14 protein-coding genes and 7 tRNA genes are annotated in these 17,120 nt (G+C 52.9%); 5 read left to right on the plus strand and 16 right to left on the minus strand.

Going from position 1 to position 17,120, the window contains the following annotated elements:
- Positions 1 to 10: 10 nt before the first annotated feature.
- The 12 genes from FOV68_RS06995 to nagB all read right to left on the minus strand — a co-directional run bounded on the left by FOV68_RS06995 (position 11) and on the right by nagB (position 6,897).
- Positions 11 to 85 (minus strand) — tRNA-Gln (locus FOV68_RS06995).
- Between the two features lie 30 nt (positions 86 to 115).
- Positions 116 to 190: transfer RNA gene (locus FOV68_RS07000), tRNA-Gln, on the minus strand.
- A gap of 6 nt (positions 191 to 196) precedes the next feature.
- Positions 197 to 273 (minus strand) — tRNA-Met (locus tag FOV68_RS07005).
- Between the two features lie 22 nt (positions 274 to 295).
- Positions 296 to 370, minus strand: a tRNA-Gln gene (locus FOV68_RS07010).
- Between the two features lie 34 nt (positions 371 to 404).
- Positions 405 to 479: transfer RNA gene (locus FOV68_RS07015), tRNA-Gln, on the minus strand.
- Positions 480 to 501: 22 nt separating this feature from the next.
- Positions 502 to 586 (minus strand) — tRNA-Leu (locus FOV68_RS07020).
- A gap of 9 nt (positions 587 to 595) precedes the next feature.
- A tRNA-Met gene (locus tag FOV68_RS07025) sits at positions 596 to 672 on the minus strand.
- A 218-nt stretch (positions 673 to 890) separates the two neighbouring features.
- Positions 891 to 2,558, minus strand: coding sequence for an asparagine synthase B (gene asnB, locus FOV68_RS07030; RefSeq protein WP_031592223.1), 1,668 nt, complete (start codon positions 2,556 to 2,558; stop codon positions 891 to 893).
- 307 nt (positions 2,559 to 2,865) lie between these two features.
- Positions 2,866 to 3,618 (minus strand): HAD-IIA family hydrolase, encoded by a 753-nt coding sequence (locus FOV68_RS07035; RefSeq protein WP_010260664.1) that lies wholly within the window; start codon positions 3,616 to 3,618, stop codon positions 2,866 to 2,868.
- Between the two features lie 39 nt (positions 3,619 to 3,657).
- Complete coding sequence (locus FOV68_RS07040) at positions 3,658 to 4,878, minus strand: N-acetylglucosamine repressor (RefSeq protein WP_010260667.1); 1,221 nt, start codon at positions 4,876 to 4,878, stop codon at positions 3,658 to 3,660.
- Positions 4,879 to 4,885: 7 nt separating this feature from the next.
- Positions 4,886 to 6,034, minus strand: a complete 1,149-nt coding sequence (nagA, locus tag FOV68_RS07045) for an N-acetylglucosamine-6-phosphate deacetylase (protein ID WP_010671285.1) — start codon at positions 6,032 to 6,034, stop codon at positions 4,886 to 4,888.
- A gap of 62 nt (positions 6,035 to 6,096) precedes the next feature.
- The gene (gene nagB / locus FOV68_RS07050) at positions 6,097 to 6,897 is read right to left on the minus strand and encodes a glucosamine-6-phosphate deaminase (RefSeq protein WP_010260676.1); all 801 of its coding nucleotides are present in this window, start codon (positions 6,895 to 6,897) and stop codon (positions 6,097 to 6,099) included.
- Positions 6,898 to 7,225: 328 nt separating this feature from the next.
- Between nagB and nagE the strand changes: the two genes are divergently transcribed.
- The 3 genes from nagE to FOV68_RS07065 all read left to right on the plus strand — a co-directional run bounded on the left by nagE (position 7,226) and on the right by FOV68_RS07065 (position 11,704).
- On the plus strand, positions 7,226 to 9,253 hold the full coding sequence (nagE, locus tag FOV68_RS07055; RefSeq protein ID WP_031293061.1) for an N-acetylglucosamine-specific PTS transporter subunit IIBC: 2,028 nt from the start codon (positions 7,226 to 7,228) through the stop codon (positions 9,251 to 9,253).
- A 152-nt stretch (positions 9,254 to 9,405) separates the two neighbouring features.
- Positions 9,406 to 11,073 carry a glutamine--tRNA ligase gene (glnS, locus tag FOV68_RS07060; RefSeq protein WP_143990539.1) on the plus strand — a complete coding sequence of 556 codons (1,668 nt, stop codon included), beginning with the start codon at positions 9,406 to 9,408 and terminating at the stop codon, positions 11,071 to 11,073.
- Positions 11,074 to 11,308: 235 nt separating this feature from the next.
- On the plus strand, positions 11,309 to 11,704 hold the full coding sequence (locus FOV68_RS07065; protein WP_010260686.1) for a hypothetical protein: 396 nt from the start codon (positions 11,309 to 11,311) through the stop codon (positions 11,702 to 11,704).
- 71 nt (positions 11,705 to 11,775) lie between these two features.
- Here FOV68_RS07065 and fur read toward each other — a convergent pair whose 3' ends face one another.
- The 4 genes from fur to ybfF all read right to left on the minus strand — a co-directional run bounded on the left by fur (position 11,776) and on the right by ybfF (position 14,439).
- Complete coding sequence (fur, locus tag FOV68_RS07070; protein WP_009091454.1) at positions 11,776 to 12,219, minus strand: ferric iron uptake transcriptional regulator; 444 nt, start codon at positions 12,217 to 12,219, stop codon at positions 11,776 to 11,778.
- A gap of 348 nt (positions 12,220 to 12,567) precedes the next feature.
- A complete protein-coding gene (gene fldA / locus FOV68_RS07075; protein WP_010671288.1) occupies positions 12,568 to 13,098 on the minus strand; it encodes a flavodoxin FldA in 531 nt (176 codons plus the stop codon).
- A 132-nt stretch (positions 13,099 to 13,230) separates the two neighbouring features.
- Complete coding sequence (gene ybfE / locus FOV68_RS07080; protein WP_010260688.1) at positions 13,231 to 13,506, minus strand: LexA regulated protein; 276 nt, start codon at positions 13,504 to 13,506, stop codon at positions 13,231 to 13,233.
- A 168-nt stretch (positions 13,507 to 13,674) separates the two neighbouring features.
- The gene (gene ybfF / locus FOV68_RS07085) at positions 13,675 to 14,439 is read right to left on the minus strand and encodes an esterase (RefSeq protein WP_010260689.1); all 765 of its coding nucleotides are present in this window, start codon (positions 14,437 to 14,439) and stop codon (positions 13,675 to 13,677) included.
- Positions 14,440 to 14,689: 250 nt separating this feature from the next.
- Between ybfF and seqA the strand changes: the two genes are divergently transcribed.
- Complete coding sequence (gene seqA / locus FOV68_RS07090) at positions 14,690 to 15,238, plus strand: replication initiation negative regulator SeqA (protein WP_010260690.1); 549 nt, start codon at positions 14,690 to 14,692, stop codon at positions 15,236 to 15,238.
- 26 nt (positions 15,239 to 15,264) lie between these two features.
- The gene (gene pgm, locus FOV68_RS07095) at positions 15,265 to 16,905 is read left to right on the plus strand and encodes a phosphoglucomutase (alpha-D-glucose-1,6-bisphosphate-dependent) (protein WP_143990540.1); all 1,641 of its coding nucleotides are present in this window, start codon (positions 15,265 to 15,267) and stop codon (positions 16,903 to 16,905) included.
- Positions 16,906 to 17,120: the final 215 nt, after the last annotated feature.

Here is a 17,120-nt window from a genome sequence, read left to right on the forward strand (position 1 = left end):
TTGTGCAATTTGGCTGGGGTGCAGGGATTCGAACCCCGGAATGCTGGTATCAGAAACCAGTGCCTTACCGCTTGGCGACACCCCAATAATGGTGTTTTTCAAATTGTCTTTTGTATGGCTGGGGTGCAGGGATTCGAACCCCGGAATGCTGGTATCAGAAACCAGTGCCTTACCGCTTGGCGACACCCCAATTATATGGTGGCTACGACGGGAATCGAACCTGTGACCCCAGCATTATGAGTGCTGTGCTCTAACCAGCTGAGCTACGTAGCCAAATTGTACTGCATTTCAATGATGGCTGGGATACCTGGATTCGAACCAGGGAATGCCGGTATCAAAAACCGGTGCCTTACCGCTTGGCGATATCCCATTCGTCCGTTCTCAGCCTCGAGAATCATCGAAATTGGCTGGGATACCTGGATTCGAACCAGGGAATGCCGGTATCAAAAACCGGTGCCTTACCGCTTGGCGATATCCCATCCACGCTGCCGAATAATGAAATGGTGCGGGAGGCGAGACTTGAACTCGCACACCTTGCGGCGCCAGAACCTAAATCTGGTGCGTCTACCAATTTCGCCACTCCCGCAAAAAAAGATGGTGGCTACGACGGGAATCGAACCTGTGACCCCAGCATTATGAGTGCTGTGCTCTAACCAGCTGAGCTACGTAGCCATCTTTTTTTCGCGTTACCTTCATCGGCGTTGCGGGGCGCATTATGCGGAGTTGACCAGACAGCGTCAACAATTTTTTTACCGTTTTTTTCCAGATAATCGCTGTTTGACTGGCTTATAACCAGCCTGGATGTTTATTCGGCAATTTTTCAGTGAATACAACGCTAATCGTAAAAAAAATGGGCCGCAGCGGGCCCATTCTGGCTGCTCTCTGCCAGCTTATTTATAGGCTGACTGATGCACACCCACGGCACGACCAGAGGGATCGTCCATGTTTTTAAACGCTTCATCCCATTCAATCGCTTTGGCAGAAGAACAGGCGACCGATGGACCGCCAGGCACACACTCTGCCGCGCTCGCCAACGGGAACAGCTCTTCAAAGATCTCACGATAGAGATAGGCTTCTTTCGAACCCGGCGTGTTGAACGGGAAGCGGAAGTGAGCGGTAGCCAGCTGCTGATCGCTGATTTGCTTCGCAGCCACTTCTTTCAGTGAGTCGATCCAGCTGTAGCCCACGCCATCCGAGAACTGCTCTTTCTGACGCCACGCCACGCTCTCCGGCAGGTAAGAGGAGAAACATTCACGCAGAATGTGCTTCTCCATTTTACCGTTGCTGCCACACATTTTATCGGCCGGGTTAATACGCATCGCTACATCCAGGAATTTTTTATCCAGGAACGGTACGCGGGCTTCAACGCCCCAGGCGGACATCGCTTTGTTGGCACGGGCGCAGTCGAACATATGCAGCGCCTGCAGTTTACGTACGTTTTCTTCGTGGAACTCTTTGGCGTCTGGCGCTTTATGGAAATAGAGATAGCCGCCGAAGACCTCATCTGCGCCTTCGCCCGACAGCACCATCTTAATGCCCATCGCTTTAATTTTACGCGACATTAAGTACATTGGCGTAGAGGCACGAATAGTGGTGACGTCATAGGTTTCAATGTGATAAATCACATCGCGAATGGCATCCAGACCTTCCTGCACGGTGAAATGAATTTCATGGTGTACGGTGCCCAGATGCTCCGCCACAGATTTCGCCGCTTTTAAGTCGGGTGACCCTTCCAGCCCTACCGCGAAGGAGTGCAGCTGTGGCCACCACGCATCACTTTTATCCTGATCTTCAACCCGCTTCGCCGCGTAACGCTTGGTCACGGCTGAAATGATGGAAGAGTCCAGACCGCCTGACAGCAGCACGCCGTAAGGCACATCTGACATCAGGTGGCTTTTCACGGACTCCTCCAGCGCATGTTTCAGGCCAGCGGCGTCGGTGGTGTTGTGCTCAACGTTTTTATATTCCATCCAGTCGCGCTGCCAGTAACGGCGGATCTCGCCATCGGTGCTGGAGAGGTAGCTTCCCGGCGGGAACTCTTTGATTGAACGGCAGGCAGGCACCAGCGCTTTCATTTCTGAAGCAACAAACAGGTTGCCATGCTCATCGTTACCCATATAGAGCGGGATGATGCCGATGTGGTCGCGACCAATCAGGTACGTTTTTTTAACGGTGTCATAGAGGATAAAGGCGAACATGCCTTCCAGCTCATCGAGGAAATCGACACCTTTCTCCTGATAGAGCGCCAGAATCACTTCACAGTCAGAACCGGTCTGAAACGCGTAGCGATCGCTGAGTTCAGCGCGCAGTGCCTGATGGTTATAAATTTCGCCGTTAACTGCCAGTACGTGGGTGTGATCGGCGTTGTACAGCGGCTGTGCGCCATTGTTAACGTCAACAATGGAGAGACGTTCATGCGCCAGAATAGCATGGTCATCGGCGTAGACGCCTGACCAGTCCGGGCCGCGATGACGCATTAAGCGTGAACATTCCAGCGCTTTTTTGCGCAGCTCAACAGGATCGGTTTTCAGATCCAGCACACCAAAAATTGAACACATAACTGACTCCTGAGCTCGCCTTACGGCGATGTTATCTTTTGCGTTTGTCCGGCAGCCTGATGCTGCGTGATACATAAGAAAATGCGCTATTTGGTGCATTCAATGCAAGAGGAATCGTGATTTACTGATAAAAAGATTGCTTGCACGGCAATAAAATTGAATAAACGATAATTTTAAAGCAATTTTGTTGATGGATCGGCAATGAAATAGCTTTTGTGAGCAGAAATCAGGCAGTAAAAGTAGGCGATATAGCGCAAAAAGGGGTGACGCATCACAGATTAGCCGGATGCGTCATAAGAGAAATGAATCAGAACAGGTCGATATCGGCCACAGAAGGGTAGATCCAGTCCGGACGGAACGGCATGGCATCAATATCACTCAGCGTCGAGACGCCGGAGAGCACCAGCACCGTCTCCAGACCCGCCTGAAAACCGGCCAGAATATCGGTTCGCAGATTGTCACCGACAATCACGGTCTCTTCCGAGTGGGCCTGCATTTTGTTCAGTGCGGCACGCATGATGTAGGGACTGGGTTTGCCGACAACAAACGGGCGACGGCCTGATATCTTCTCAATACCCGCACAGAGCGCGCCACAGGCAGGAATAAAACCGCGCGCATGGGTATCGGGGTTGGTGGCAATAAAGCGAGCGCCATTAGCCACGAAGAAAGCCGCTTTATGCATCATGTCCCAGTTAAACGAGCGCGTCTCTCCGACAATGACAAAATCGGGATTCACATCGGTAATGGTAAAGCCCGCTTTGTAGAGTTCATGAATCAGTGCGCCTTCACCAATTACATACGCCTTTTTGCCCTCCTGACGGCGCAGAAAGTCGGCGGTTGCCATTGCGGAGGTATAGAAAACGGAATCGGGCACCTCGACACCGGCCGAGGCAAAACGGTTAGCCAGATCCTGCTCGGTTTGCGAGGGATAATTCGTCAGCACCACCAGCGGCATCTCTTTGGCCAGAATGCGCTGTAAAAACTCCTGTGCGCCGGGAACGGCCGTGTTGTCGTGCATCAGCACGCCATCGATATCACAAATTACGCTTTTAATGGTCATAGTCAGATCCGATGTGGCCCGCCACAGCAGCGGGTTAGCTTAGTCTTCCAGAAGATGTTGCAGCAGAATGCCGTTAAGCATGGCACGTTTAGCGAGCGCAAAGGCACCGATAGCAGAACGATGATCCAGGGTGGAACGCACGACCGGCAGATTTTTACGGAAGGCCTCTAATGCCTGAGTATTAATGCAGCCCTCAATCGCGGGCAGCAGCACTTTTTCTGCTTCAGTGATCTCACCCGCCAGCACCACTTTTTGCGGATTAAACAGGTTGATCGCGATGGCGATAGCTTTGCCAAGATAACGGCCAACGTGCTCAACCACTTCACAGGCCAGTGCATCACCCTGATTGGCTGCTTTACAGATGTGGGATATCTGGCACGCCTCCAGCGTCAGTACGCTGGGATAGCCCTGATTCAGCAGATGCCGAACCCGATTTTCAATGGCGCCGTTGGCGGCAATGGTTTCAAGGCAGCCAAAGTTGCCGCAGTGACAGCGCTCGCCAAGCGGGTCGACCTGAATATGGCCGATCTCGCCAACGTTGCCGTTGCTGCCGAGAAAAATATGGCCGTTGGCAATAATGCCGGCCCCCGTGCCACGGTGTAAACGCACCAGAATCGAGTCAGCACAGTCGCGGCTTGCACCGAAATAGTGCTCGGCCAGCGCCAGGCTGCGAATATCATGACCCACAAAACTGGTAACGTTAAAACGTTTTTTCAGGCTGGCGACCAGCGGCCAGCGGCTGACAGAGATGTGTGGCATATAGCGGATCACGCCGTTAATCGGATCGACCAGCCCAGGCAGGATCACTGAAATCGCGATCAGCTCGCGAATTTTACGCTGGTGCTGCTCAATGAAGCTGCTGATGGCGTTAAACAGCGCATGTTCCAGCGTCTCCTGAGTGCGTTCCGGCAGCGCATAATCTTCCTGTGCCAGCGATTTACCGCTGAGGTCAAACAGAGTCAGGGTGGCGTCGTTGCGTCCTAGGCGGACGCCGATGGTATGGAAATGGCGGGTTTCAGTGATAATGGAGATGGCGCGGCGACCACCGGTAGACGCCTGCTGGTCTACCTCTTTGATCAGGCCGCGCTCAATCAACTGACGGGTAATTTTGGTGACGCTGGCGGGAGCGAGCTGGCTAAGTTCGGCAATCTGAATGCGCGATATCGGCCCCTGTTGATCAATCAGCCGGTAAACCGCTGCGCTATTGAGTTGCTTAACAAGATCGACATTTCCTATTTGTGACTGGCCGCCAGTGGTCATTCAGTGCTTACTCGCTCAGGACGTCGTCTCCGTTGACAAACGTCTTTATGATTTTAAAGTCGCGCGTAAACACAGTCAGGTTCGCGATTTTTCCTGCTTCGATCGAGCCTGACTGCCTTTCCACGCCCATCGCCCGTGCCGGGTAGAGTGTTGCCATGCGCAACGCTTCGTCCAGTGCGATCCCTGCATGTTCAACGCTGTTTTGTACCGCTTCAATCATCGTCAGGGCAGAACCACTTAATGTACCGTTTTCGTCGACACAGAGCCCATCGCGATAATAGATTGTTTTGCCTGCAAAAATAAACTCGCTTATGTCTGCGCCAGCCGGTGCAGTGGCATCCGTGACCAGCACCAGTTTGTCGCCTTTAATGCGTTTTGCATTGCGCACGTTAGCGTAATGTACATGTAAACCGTCCGCAATAATGCCGCAGTATACATCAGGAGAATCAAACAGCGCACCGATAAGCCCGGGTTCACGTCCGGCAAAGGTGGGCATGGCGTTGTAGAGGTGCGTCGCGAAACTCACACCAGCAGAAAAGCCCGCTTTAGCCTCTTCATAGGTCGCATTCGAGTGACCGGCTGAGACAATAATCCCGGCATCAGTCAATTGACGAATCACATCGCTACCCGCATTTTCAGGGGCAAGCGTGACTTTGGTGATGACGTCCGCGTTGTCGCACAGGTACTGCACCATTGCCGCATCCGGCAGGCGAATCAGCGCCGGATCGTGGGTGCCTTTTTTCGCTTTGCTCAGCCAGGGCCCTTCCAGATGCAGACCCAGCGCCTGATTCTGGTGTTTCTGCAGGTAAGCGCGCATGGTTTCAATCGCCCGTTTCATCAGGGCGTCGCTGCTGGTGATAAGCGTCGGTAAAAAGCTGGTGCAGCCAGACTTTTCATTGGCGCGCTGCATCGTTTCCAGCGTTTCAATGCTGAGCGCCTCAAGGCTGTCGTTGAACTGCACGCCACCGCAGCCATTGAGCTGGAGATCGATAAAGCCTGGCGCAATATTCGCCCCTGCCATATCCCGCTGCTCAATATCCGCCGGGAGCGCTTCACGCGGACAGACGCGCGCAATACGCCCATCGGCAACCACCACCGCGTGATTATCCAGAACCTCATGGCCACTGTAGATTCGACCGTTAACTAATGCGTACATCTCTCTTCTCCCGTCCTGGCCTGCTGCCACTCAGCGTAACAGCAGGGCATGACAATGTTCTGTTACACGCCTTTCATATTTTCCGCTTCCATTTCGCGGAAATATTTCACGGTTTTCACTTTCAGTTCCATGGTGGCCGGCTCATCACACACTACCACCGATTTCGCGTGCAGCTGCAGGCAGCTGATGGTCCACATATGATTAACGTTGCCTTCAACCGCCGCCTGTAATGCCTGCGCTTTAACATGGCCGGTAACCAGAATCATCACTTCCTCTGCATCCAGCAGCGTACCGACGCCGACCGTCAGCGCATATTTAGGCACCTGATCAACATCACCGTTAAAGAAGCGGGAGTTCGCCACGCGGGTGTCATGGGTCAGGGTTTTAATGCGGGTACGGGAAGCGAGAGAGGAAGCCGGTTCGTTAAAGGCGATATGACCGTCGTTGCCGACGCCGCCCATGAACAGGTGAATTTTACCCAGCGCGCGAATTTTCTCTTCGTACTGACGACATTCTGCGTCAATATCGGGGGCATTACCATTCAGCAGGTTGATATTTTCCGGTTGAATATCAACGTGATCGAAGAAATTTCGATACATGAAGCTGTGATAGCTCTCAGGATGCTCCTTTGGCAGGCCAACATATTCATCCATATTGAACGTCACGACGTTTTTAAAACTGACCTGGCCCGCTTTGTGCATATCAATCAGGTGTTTGTACGCTTCCAGTGGCGTACCGCCGGTTGGCAGACCCAGGACAAAAGGTTTATCCGCCGTCGGGTTAAACGCATTGATACGATTAACAATATGTCGGGCGGCCCATTTTCCCACCTGGGTTGGTGTCGCTAAAGGAATCAGTCTCATGTTTCACCTCAATTGAAAATAGAAAGGGGATGGCTAAGCCGTTGCGTGAGTCACCAATCTGAACAGATGATTCATTGTCGCTACGGGCGGCGCATAATTCAATATTTCGGATCATAAAATAAGTTTACGGTCATAGCCAGATGTTGCCGTATGAAACGATGTTTTTTAGTGATAAAAATCACATTTACCAGGCTTTTAATTTGCGAGGCGAATTAATTTATCATTACACTTCGCTGCGTGATATGAAGTGTATTAACGATCTTTGCAGCTGACATAACAACATTAAGCGGCGCAAAGGGATAAGTCAGGCTCATAGGGGGAAGGGGATATGTTAGGTTACTTACAAAAGGTGGGGCGCGCACTGATGGTGCCGGTAGCAACCCTGCCAGCAGCAGCGATATTAATGGGCGTGGGCTACTGGATCGATCCAGACAGCTGGGGCGCAGGTAATGCGCTGGCGGCGCTACTGATCAAATCTGGTGCTGCCATCATCGAAAACATGTCAGTACTGTTTGCGATTGGTGTCGCGTATGGCATGTCGAAAGATAAAGATGGTGCGGCAGCCCTGACCGGTTTTGTCGGATTCCTGGTGGTCACCACGCTCTGCTCACCGGCCGCGGTGGCGATGATACAGAAGATGCCGGTTGACCAGGTGCCTGTGGCGTTTGGCAAAATTAATAACCAGTTTGTCGGTATTCTGGTCGGTATCCTGTCGGCGGAGGTCTATAACCGCTTCAGCCACGTCGAGTTGCCGAAAGCACTCTCCTTCTTCAGCGGACGGCGACTGGTGCCGATTCTGGTCTCGTTCCTGATGATCCTGGTCGCCTTTATCCTGATGTATATCTGGCCGGTTATCTTTAATGGTCTGGTCGGCTTTGGTGAACATATCCAGAAGCTCGGTTCTGCCGGTGCCGGTATCTACGCCTTCTTTAACCGCCTGCTGATTCCGGTCGGTCTGCATCACGCCCTGAACTCGGTGTTCTGGTTCGATGTTGCGGGCATTAATGACATTCCTAAATTCCTTGGCGGTGCACAGTCACTGGCTGATGGATCGGCAACCGTCGGCATCACCGGTCGTTATCAGGCGGGCTTCTTCCCGATCATGATGTTTGGTCTGCCGGGTGCTGCGCTGGCTATCTACCACTGTGCGCGTCCTGAGAACCGCGTCAAAGTCGGTAGTATCATGCTGGCCGCAGCGTTTGCTGCCTTCTTTACGGGTATTACCGAACCGCTGGAGTTCTCCTTCATGTTCGTGGCACCCGTGCTTTATCTGATCCACGCCGTCCTGACCGGTATTTCTGTCTTCATCGCTGCCAGCATGCACTGGATTGCCGGATTTGGTTTCAGCGCCGGGCTGGTGGATATGGTGCTGTCGACCCGTAATCCGCTGGCGACACACTGGTACATGCTTATCCCGCAGGGTCTGGTCTTCTTCGTTATCTATTATGTGGTGTTCCGCTTTACCATCAAAAAATTCAACCTGATGACGCCGGGCCGCGAGCTGGCGGTTGATGGTGATGAAACTGATGGTTATGACGTTAACGTTGATAAAACGGATAGCGGTGAAAGTGCCACAGAGTCACTGGCGCGCCGCTACATTGGGGCGATTGGTGGTTCAGCTAACTTAACCAGCATCGATGCCTGTATCACCCGTCTGCGTCTTAACGTGAATGACTCGGCGCAGGTGAATGAGGCGGTTGCTAAGCGTCTTGGCGCGTCCGGCGTGATCCGTCTTAACAAACAGAGCGTGCAGATCATCGTAGGTACCCAGGCAGAAAGCATCGCCTCGGCCATGAAAAAAGTGCTGACCAAAGGTCCGGTTGCTGCAGCGGCTACCAGCAGTGCGCCGGCCGAGCCGGATGTTAAACCGCAGGCGGTGCTGAACAGTGAGAAGCAGGTCATCGCCACGCTGCTGGCGCCGGTCAGCGGTGAAGTCGTGGCGCTGGATGATGTGCCGGATGAAGCCTTTGCCAGCAAAGCGGTGGGCGATGGTCTGGCGATCAAACCCAGCGACAAATGGGTAGTGGCACCGATTGCCGGTACGCTGGTGAAAATCTTTAATACCAATCACGCCTTCTGTCTGGAAACCGACAATGGCGTGGAGATTGTGGTGCACATGGGGCTGGATACTGTGGCGCTGGAAGGTAAAGGCTTTACCCGTCTGGTTGAAGAGGGGGCCAGCGTGGTCGCCGGTCAGCGAGTACTGGAGATGGACCTTGAATTCCTTAACGCCAATGCCCGCTCAATGGTGAGTCCGGTCGTGGTCAGCAACAGCGACGATTTCGCCGGTCTGACTTTACTGGCACAGGGTCAGGTAATAGCAGGGGAAACCCCGCTGTATGAAGTGAAAGGCTAATCCCCGCAACAGAACCCCACAGGCAGGAAGCGATTCCTGCCTTTTTTGTTTTAAAGGCTTAACAAACGGTTGTTTCCCTCAGACGCTTTGTGGATCATACTCCGTTACTTCGTGGTACAAATCACCCGTTATTCGTATTGAGGATTTTTGAGATGAGTGAGGCTGAAGCCCGCCCAACTAACTTTATTCGTCAGATCATTGACGAAGATTTGGCGAGCGGTAAGCACAGCAGCGTGCATACCCGTTTTCCGCCGGAGCCCAATGGCTATCTGCATATTGGTCATGCGAAATCGATCTGTCTGAATTTTGGCATCGCCCAGGATTATCAGGGGCAATGCAACCTGCGTTTCGACGATACCAATCCGGTTAAAGAGGATATGGAATTCGTTGAATCCATCAAGCGTGACGTTCAGTGGCTGGGTTTTGAGTGGAGCGGTGAGGTCTGTTACTCATCAAACTATTTCGATCAGCTCTACAACTATGCCATCGAGCTGATTTCCAAAGGGCTGGCCTACGTTGATGAACTGAGTCCGGATGCGATTCGTGAATATCGCGGCACCCTGAAAGAGCCTGGTAAAAACAGCCCTTATCGCGATCGCAGCGTGGAAGAGAATCTGGCGCTGTTTGAGAAGATGCGAAACGGTGAGTTTGCCGAAGGCACCGCCTGTCTGCGCGCTAAAATCGACATGGCCTCTAGTTTCATCGTGATGCGCGATCCGGTGCTTTACCGCATCAAGTTCGCGGAACACCACCAGACCGGCAATAAGTGGTGCATCTACCCGATGTATGACTTTACCCACTGCATTTCCGATGCGCTGGAAGGCATTACGCACTCGCTCTGTACGCTGGAGTTCCAGGACAACCGCCGTCTCTATGACTGGGTGCTGGACAACATCACTATTCCGGTTCATCCGCGTCAGTATGAATTCTCGCGCCTGAATCTGGAGTATGCGGTGATGTCGAAACGTAAACTCACTCAGCTGGTGACCGAGAAGCACGTAGAAGGGTGGGACGATCCGCGCATGCTGACCGTTTCAGGTCTGCGTCGCCGTGGTTACACCGCCGCTTCTATCCGTGAGTTCTGCCGTCGTATTGGCGTGACCAAGCAGGATAACATCGTGGAGATGGCCTCGCTGGAGTCCTGTATCCGCGATGATCTCAACGAGAATGCGCCCCGCGCCATGGCGGTTTTAGATCCGCTTAAAGTGGTGATCGAAAACCTGCCAGCAGGCCATAGCGAAATCGTCACCATGCCAAATCATCCGGGTAAACCGGAGATGGGCACGCGTGAAGTGCCGTTCAGCCGCGAGATCTGGATCGATCGCGCGGATTTCCGTGAAGAGGCGAACAAACAATATAAGCGTCTGGTGCTGGGCAAAGAAGTCCGCCTGCGTAACGCCTATGTGATTCGTGCTGAGCGGGTCGCCAAAGATGAAGCGGGCAACATTACCTGCATCTACTGCACCAGCGATGTTGATACGCTGAGCAAAGATCCAGCCGATGGCCGCAAAGTTAAAGGCGTAATTCACTGGGTTTCGGCGGATCACGCGCAGCCAGCTGAGTTCCGCCTGTATGACCGTCTGTTCAGTGTGCCAAACCCGGCTGCTGCAGAGGATTTCCTGGCGGTCATTAATCCTGAGTCACTGACCATCAAAAACGGCTTTGTTGAACCCAGCCTGCGCGATGTGGAACCGACAACACCGTTTCAGTTTGAACGTGAAGGTTATTTCTGCGCCGACAGCGTTTACTCTAAACCGACGCAACTGGTGTTTAACCGCACCGTCGGTCTTCGTGATACCTGGACCAAAACGGGCGAATAAATTTTTTGAGGCCGACCTCATAAAATGACAAAAGGGCGATTTATCGCCCTTTTTTATTGCCCCGATTTTTACCATCGCCGACGTTTATTCTGCACTAACCACAACCGGTTCAGTACCGCTTTGTGGGAGTAATCTGAGTTTAAAAAAATTAATCAATTTCAGGATGTGAATTGTCAGCTTTCAGGTAGGCTATCCGCTCTCAGAGGTTGCAAAGCGGGTTACAGAAGGAAAAAAAATGACAGTTCTCGCCCAGGAAGCCAAACACAGTGTCGTCGTTTTACATCAGCTCATTGAACGTATTTTTAATCAGCCAGCCGGATCTGACGACAGTTTCCAGCTGCTGATGTCCTATTTTCATCCTGAATTTCGCATGGTGACCCCAAAGGGCAAAGAGTACAATCTGAACGAGGTCGAGGATCTTTTCCAGCAGTTGCAAGGGCAGCGGGAAGGGATGCGCATTGCCACCTGTGAACATGTCATTCTCTCTCATCATGAAAAAGAGATCGTCGTACAGTATCGCGAAATGCAGATGATGAACGGCAATAACCAGAGCCGCATTTCGCTGGCCATTCTGGATTGCAGCAGCTCCATTCCACGCTGGCGCTATCTGCAGGAGACGCTGGTCGCCTGAGTTGAGGGCAGAAAACAGACGAAAAAAAACCGGTGAATTCACCGGTTTTTTTATTTCAGGCCGCGCCAGCGTTACTGGTCGTGCAGCGTTTCGTCTTCACGGCAATCGCCCAGCGTACAGTGTCCATAGAGATAGAGGCTGTGGTTGGTCAGCTTGATGCCATGACGTGTCGCGATTTCACGCTGACGCGTTTCAATCGATTCGTCGCTGAACTCGATAACCTTGCCGCAATCCAGGCAGATCAGGTGATCGTGGTGATGCTGCTGCGTCAGTTCGAAGACAGACTTGCCGCCTTCAAAGTTGTGACGAGTCACAATACCGGCATCATCAAACTGGTTCAGAACACGGTAAACGGTCGCCAGGCCAATCTCTTCGCCAATGTCGATCAGGCGTTTATACAAATCTTCCGCACTGACGTGATGGCACTCAGGTTCCTGAAGCACTTCCAGAATTTTCAGTCTGGGCAGCGTTACTTTCAGGCCAGCCTTCTTTAATGCGGTGTTGTTGTCAGTCATGCGGATTTTGTCCTGTTACTAATATTCACTTTTGTGGCTTATCGCCTTGAATGTCGATCTGTGCTCATTCTCATTTGCGTCTCATTATAGAACTGAAGCGATGAAATGAAAACCAGAGGGCGTGTCTGAATCATCATGGGCTATTGGGGATTCGTCACCGGGCCGGGGAAGATTCTGACAGAGGTCTGTTAGCACATCACTTAGTCTTGCCGCCTGAGAAAATAAGCGGAAGATCGATGCGGGTATTCTACAGATTAAACGGAGAAAGTTAAAAAAATGTGGCTATTATTTCTATAGGCATTTTCATTGCCTCAATGTGAGCTGGCGCTCACATTGAGTCGGGCAGGATCAGGCTTCGATGATCTCTTTCAGCTGCAGTTCATCAAAAATCTGCTTAACCCACTGCTCTACACGCTGGCTGGTCAGCTCAGGCTGGCGATCTTCGTCAATGGCCAGGCCCAGGAAGTGGGTGTCATCGGCCAGGCCTTTCGAGGCTTCGAAGTGGTAGCCTTCAGTTGGCCAGTGTCCGACAATCACGGCACCGTGCGGTTCGATAATGTCGCGAATCGTGCCCATGGCATCACAGAAATACTCTGCGTAATCTTCCTGGTCGCCACAGCCAAACAGCGCAACCAGCTTGCCGTTAAAATCGATTTCTTCCAGCGTCGGGAAAAAGTCATCCCAGTCGCACTGCGCTTCGCCGTAGTACCAGGTCGGAATACCCAGCAGCAGGATATCGAATGCTTCCAGATCTTCTTTTGTGCTTTTTGCGATGTCATGGACTTCTGCAACATCTGTACCCAGCTGTTTCTGGATCATTTTTGCAATGTTTTCGGTATTGCCGGTATCGCTGCCGAAGAAGATGCCTACGAGTGCCATGAGTAAAATAACCTCTTAAATCCTGATGATGAGATGTGTGCCGCAGCACATTTCAGCGAATAATAGCAGACGAGAGAAAACCGGTGAACGGTTAAAGCCCCGACATTTGCCTCTGCGTGCGATTTGCTCGCATTAATCCAGTTTGAGCTGTGCCAGTAGCATCTGTTCAATCAGTTCGCTACGGCTGAGATTGCGCTGTTCTGCCAGCGTATTGAGTGCATCGACGGCGTCACTGTTCATTTTCAGTTCGACACGACGAAGTCCGCGTCCTTTGTCACGTTTCAGTTGATTGCGCTTATTAATGCGCAGCTGTTCATCACGCGAAAGCGGACTGGTTTTGGGTCGACCAGGGCGGCGCTCATCAGCAAAGAGATCGAGCGTCGTGCGGTCAGTCTGTTCTTTTGCCATGGCTTAGTAAAACTGAATGGGGGCGGGCGCCAGACACTCACCGCGCAGATTATAAATTATTGGCCATTGCCGCAGCAAAACTGACCCGCGGCAAAATTTTAGCGCGCCATCATACTTCACGCTTACGCCGGACGCCAATCCTAAACCTTTACCGCCATCTATTTGCTTTTAAAGCGCAAAAAAGCGACGGACACTGCGCAAAACGGCATCGGGTTTCTCTGCATGAACCCAGTGTCCTGCGCCACCGATCACATGCGCCTGAGCGGCCGGGAACTGCTGCAGCAACGCATCGCGATAGCTGTTATCCAGGTAGCTGGAGTCGCCGCCGCGAATAAACAGCGCCGGGTGATTCCAGGCGGGAACCGGCTGCCAGCCAGAGATCGTGGTGTAGTTATCCCATAGCACCGGGACGTTGAAGCGCCACTCCCCCTCCTGGAATGATTTCAGCAGGAACTGGATCACCCCTTCTTCCTCGATCAGCGTTCGCATGACCTTCGCCGCCTCGCTGCGGGATGAGACGCCCGCATCGGTGACGGCACGAATGCCGGCAAATATCTGGTCATGGCGGCGCGTCTGGTAATCCACCGGGGCGATATCGATCATCACCAGGCGCTCAATGCGTTCCGGCACCAGCGCGCTCATGGTCATGGCGATTTTACCGCCCATCGAGTGTCCGATCACCGCGACGCGATCAATGCCATGTGCATCCAGCGTATCGACCATATCCTGCGCCATTACAGCGTAGTTCATCTCGTCAGAACGTGGTGAAAGTCCGTGGTTGCGGACATCCACCTGCAGCAACGGACCGGCATCTTTCAGCCCGCGCGCCAGCACGCCAAGGTTATCGAGACTGCCAAACAGACCGTGAATAAGCAGGATGGGCAGAGAATCAGCAGGGGATTGTTCAGTTTGCAGACGGGCGTTCAAAATCATAGCAAAGTTCTTAAGTTTGAGACCTGAGCTTAGGTTATCATGGTTTCACCTTTTCAGGCGCGCCGGTTCCGGCGGCATTAGGACATATTCTGACTTTTGCCCGTAAACCGTTTGATTGCTAACAACCCGCCTGACTTTAACTTTATAATCCTGATGTTAGAACCCACACACCCTTTGAATTGCCTGACTATACTCAGAGCTTTTCAGGAAACAGGTGGTTCTGTCATGAGAAAGAACCGTACGGAATAAGATGAAAACGATCGAAGTTGACGAAGAGCTCTACCGTTATATTGCCAGCCACACGCAACACATTGGTGAAAGCGCATCCGACATTCTGCGTCGTATGCTGAAGTTCACGGCCGGTCAGACTGCACCCGCTTCGCCTGCACAGCCAGCCTCAAAAGATGCAGCGAAAGAGTCCCAGCCTGCGTCTGTGGGTTCGCGCCCGCAGGATCGTGTCCGCGCGGTGCGCGAGCTGCTGCTTTCCGATGAATATGCGGAGCAGAAGCGGGCGGTGAATCGCTTTATGCTTATCTTGTCAACGCTCTATCGTCTTGATACCGCAGCCTTTGCTGAAGCTACTGCATCTCTGCAGGGCCGCACCCGCGTCTATTTTGCAGGTGATGAGCATACGCTGTTGCAGAATGGCACCCATACTAAGCCGAAGCATGTGCCCGGCACGCCGTACTGGGTGATCACCAACACCAATACTGGTCGTAAATGCAGCATGATCGAACACATCATGCTCTCGATGCAGTTCCCTGCGGAACTGACCGAGAAAGTTTGCGGCACCATTTAAAACTTAAGCGTCAGGGAGCAGCGCCAATGGCCAATCACCCACGTGCCGGGCAACCCGCCCAGCAGAGCGATTTGATTAACGTTGCACAATTAACGTCACAATATTATGTCCTGCAGCCCGATGTGGCGAACCCGGAACATGCGGTGAAATTTGGCACGTCCGGCCATCGCGGCAGTGCAGGGCGTCAAAGCTTCAACGAGATGCACATTCTGGCGATCGCTCAGGCGATTGCCGAAGAGCGTAAAAAGAATGGTATCACCGGGCCTTGCTACGTTGGTAAAGACACCCATGCGCTGTCTGAACCCGCCATCCTGTCTGTTCTGGAAGTGCTGGCGGCGAACGGCGTTGATGTGATTGTGCAGCAGGATAATGGCTATACGCCAACCCCTGCGATCTCGAATGCGATTCTTGAGCACAACAAAGCGGGTGGCGCGCTGGCTGACGGCATCGTGATTACGCCGTCGCATAACCCACCAGAAGATGGCGGCATCAAGTACAACCCACCTAACGGCGGACCTGCTGATACCAACGTCACCAAAGTGGTTGAAGATCGTGCCAATCAGCTGATCAAAGATGGCCTGAAAGAGGTGAAACGTCTGCCGCTGGAGCAGGCGATGGCCAGCGGTCATGTGGTCGAGAAAGATCTGATCCAGCCTTACGTTGAAGGTCTGGCAGAGATTATCGACTTCCCGGCGATTCAGAAAGCGGGCCTGAAGCTGGGTGTGGATCCACTGGGTGGTTCCGGTATTGCTTACTGGCAGCGTATTGTTGAGCACTACAAGCTGGATCTGACGCTGGTAAACGACGCGGTCGATCAGACCTTCCGCTTTATGCATCTGGATAAAGATGGCGTGGTCCGCATGGACTGCTCGTCTGAAAGCGCGATGGCAGGCCTGCTGGCTTACCGTGACAAATTCGATCTGGCGTTCGGCAACGATCCCGATTATGACCGTCACGGTATTGTGACCCCGGCGGGTCTGATGAATCCAAACCACTATCTGGCGGTGGCGATTAACTATCTGTTCCAGCACCGTCCACAGTGGGGTCAGGATGTTGCCGTGGGTAAAACTCTGGTCTCCAGCGCCATGATTGACCGTGTGGTCAACGATATTGGTCGCAAGCTGGTGGAAGTGCCGGTTGGTTTCAAATGGTTTGTTGATGGTCTGTATGACGGCAGCTTCGGTTTCGGTGGCGAAGAGAGCGCAGGCGCTTCATTCCTGCGTTTCGACGGTACGCCGTGGTCTACGGACAAAGATGGCATCATCATGTGTCTGCTGGCCGCTGAAATTACTGCCGTAACCGGTAAAAATCCGCAGCAGCACTATGACGAACTGGCAGCGCGCTTTGGCGCACCAAGCTACAACCGTCTGCAGGCATCAGCCACCTCAGCGCAGAAAGCCGCGCTGTCGAAGCTGTCACCGGAGATGGTCAGCGCTGATACCCTGGCGGGTGATCCTATCACCGCTCGTCTGACTGCCGCGCCAGGCAATGGTGCATCTATCGGCGGTCTGAAAGTGATGACGGAGAATGGCTGGTTTGCTGCCCGTCCTTCAGGCACCGAAGACGCTTACAAAATCTACTGTGAAAGCTTCCTGGGCGCTGAACACCGCGCGCAGATTGAGAAAGAAGCCGTTGAGATTGTCAGCGAAGTGCTGAAAAACGCCTGATTAGCCGGGCAGATGAAAGATACGCTCGGTACCATTAAGGTTGCTGGTAAAGTCCAACCCGGCTAGCTGTTGGATCGTGCCAGCACAGGAAACAGGGTCAGATCGGAAAGACGCAAAAGATGTCATCCATGACAGCTCGGCCCGCGCCATCCATGGCGCGGGACGCTTTCCTCCTCTGACCCTGTTCCCTGCGCCTCGGGGTTTATCCGTTGCGG

It is taken from the genome of Pantoea sp. paga, from assembly GCF_007558755.1.
Classification (GTDB): domain Bacteria; phylum Pseudomonadota; class Gammaproteobacteria; order Enterobacterales; family Enterobacteriaceae; genus Pantoea; species Pantoea agglomerans.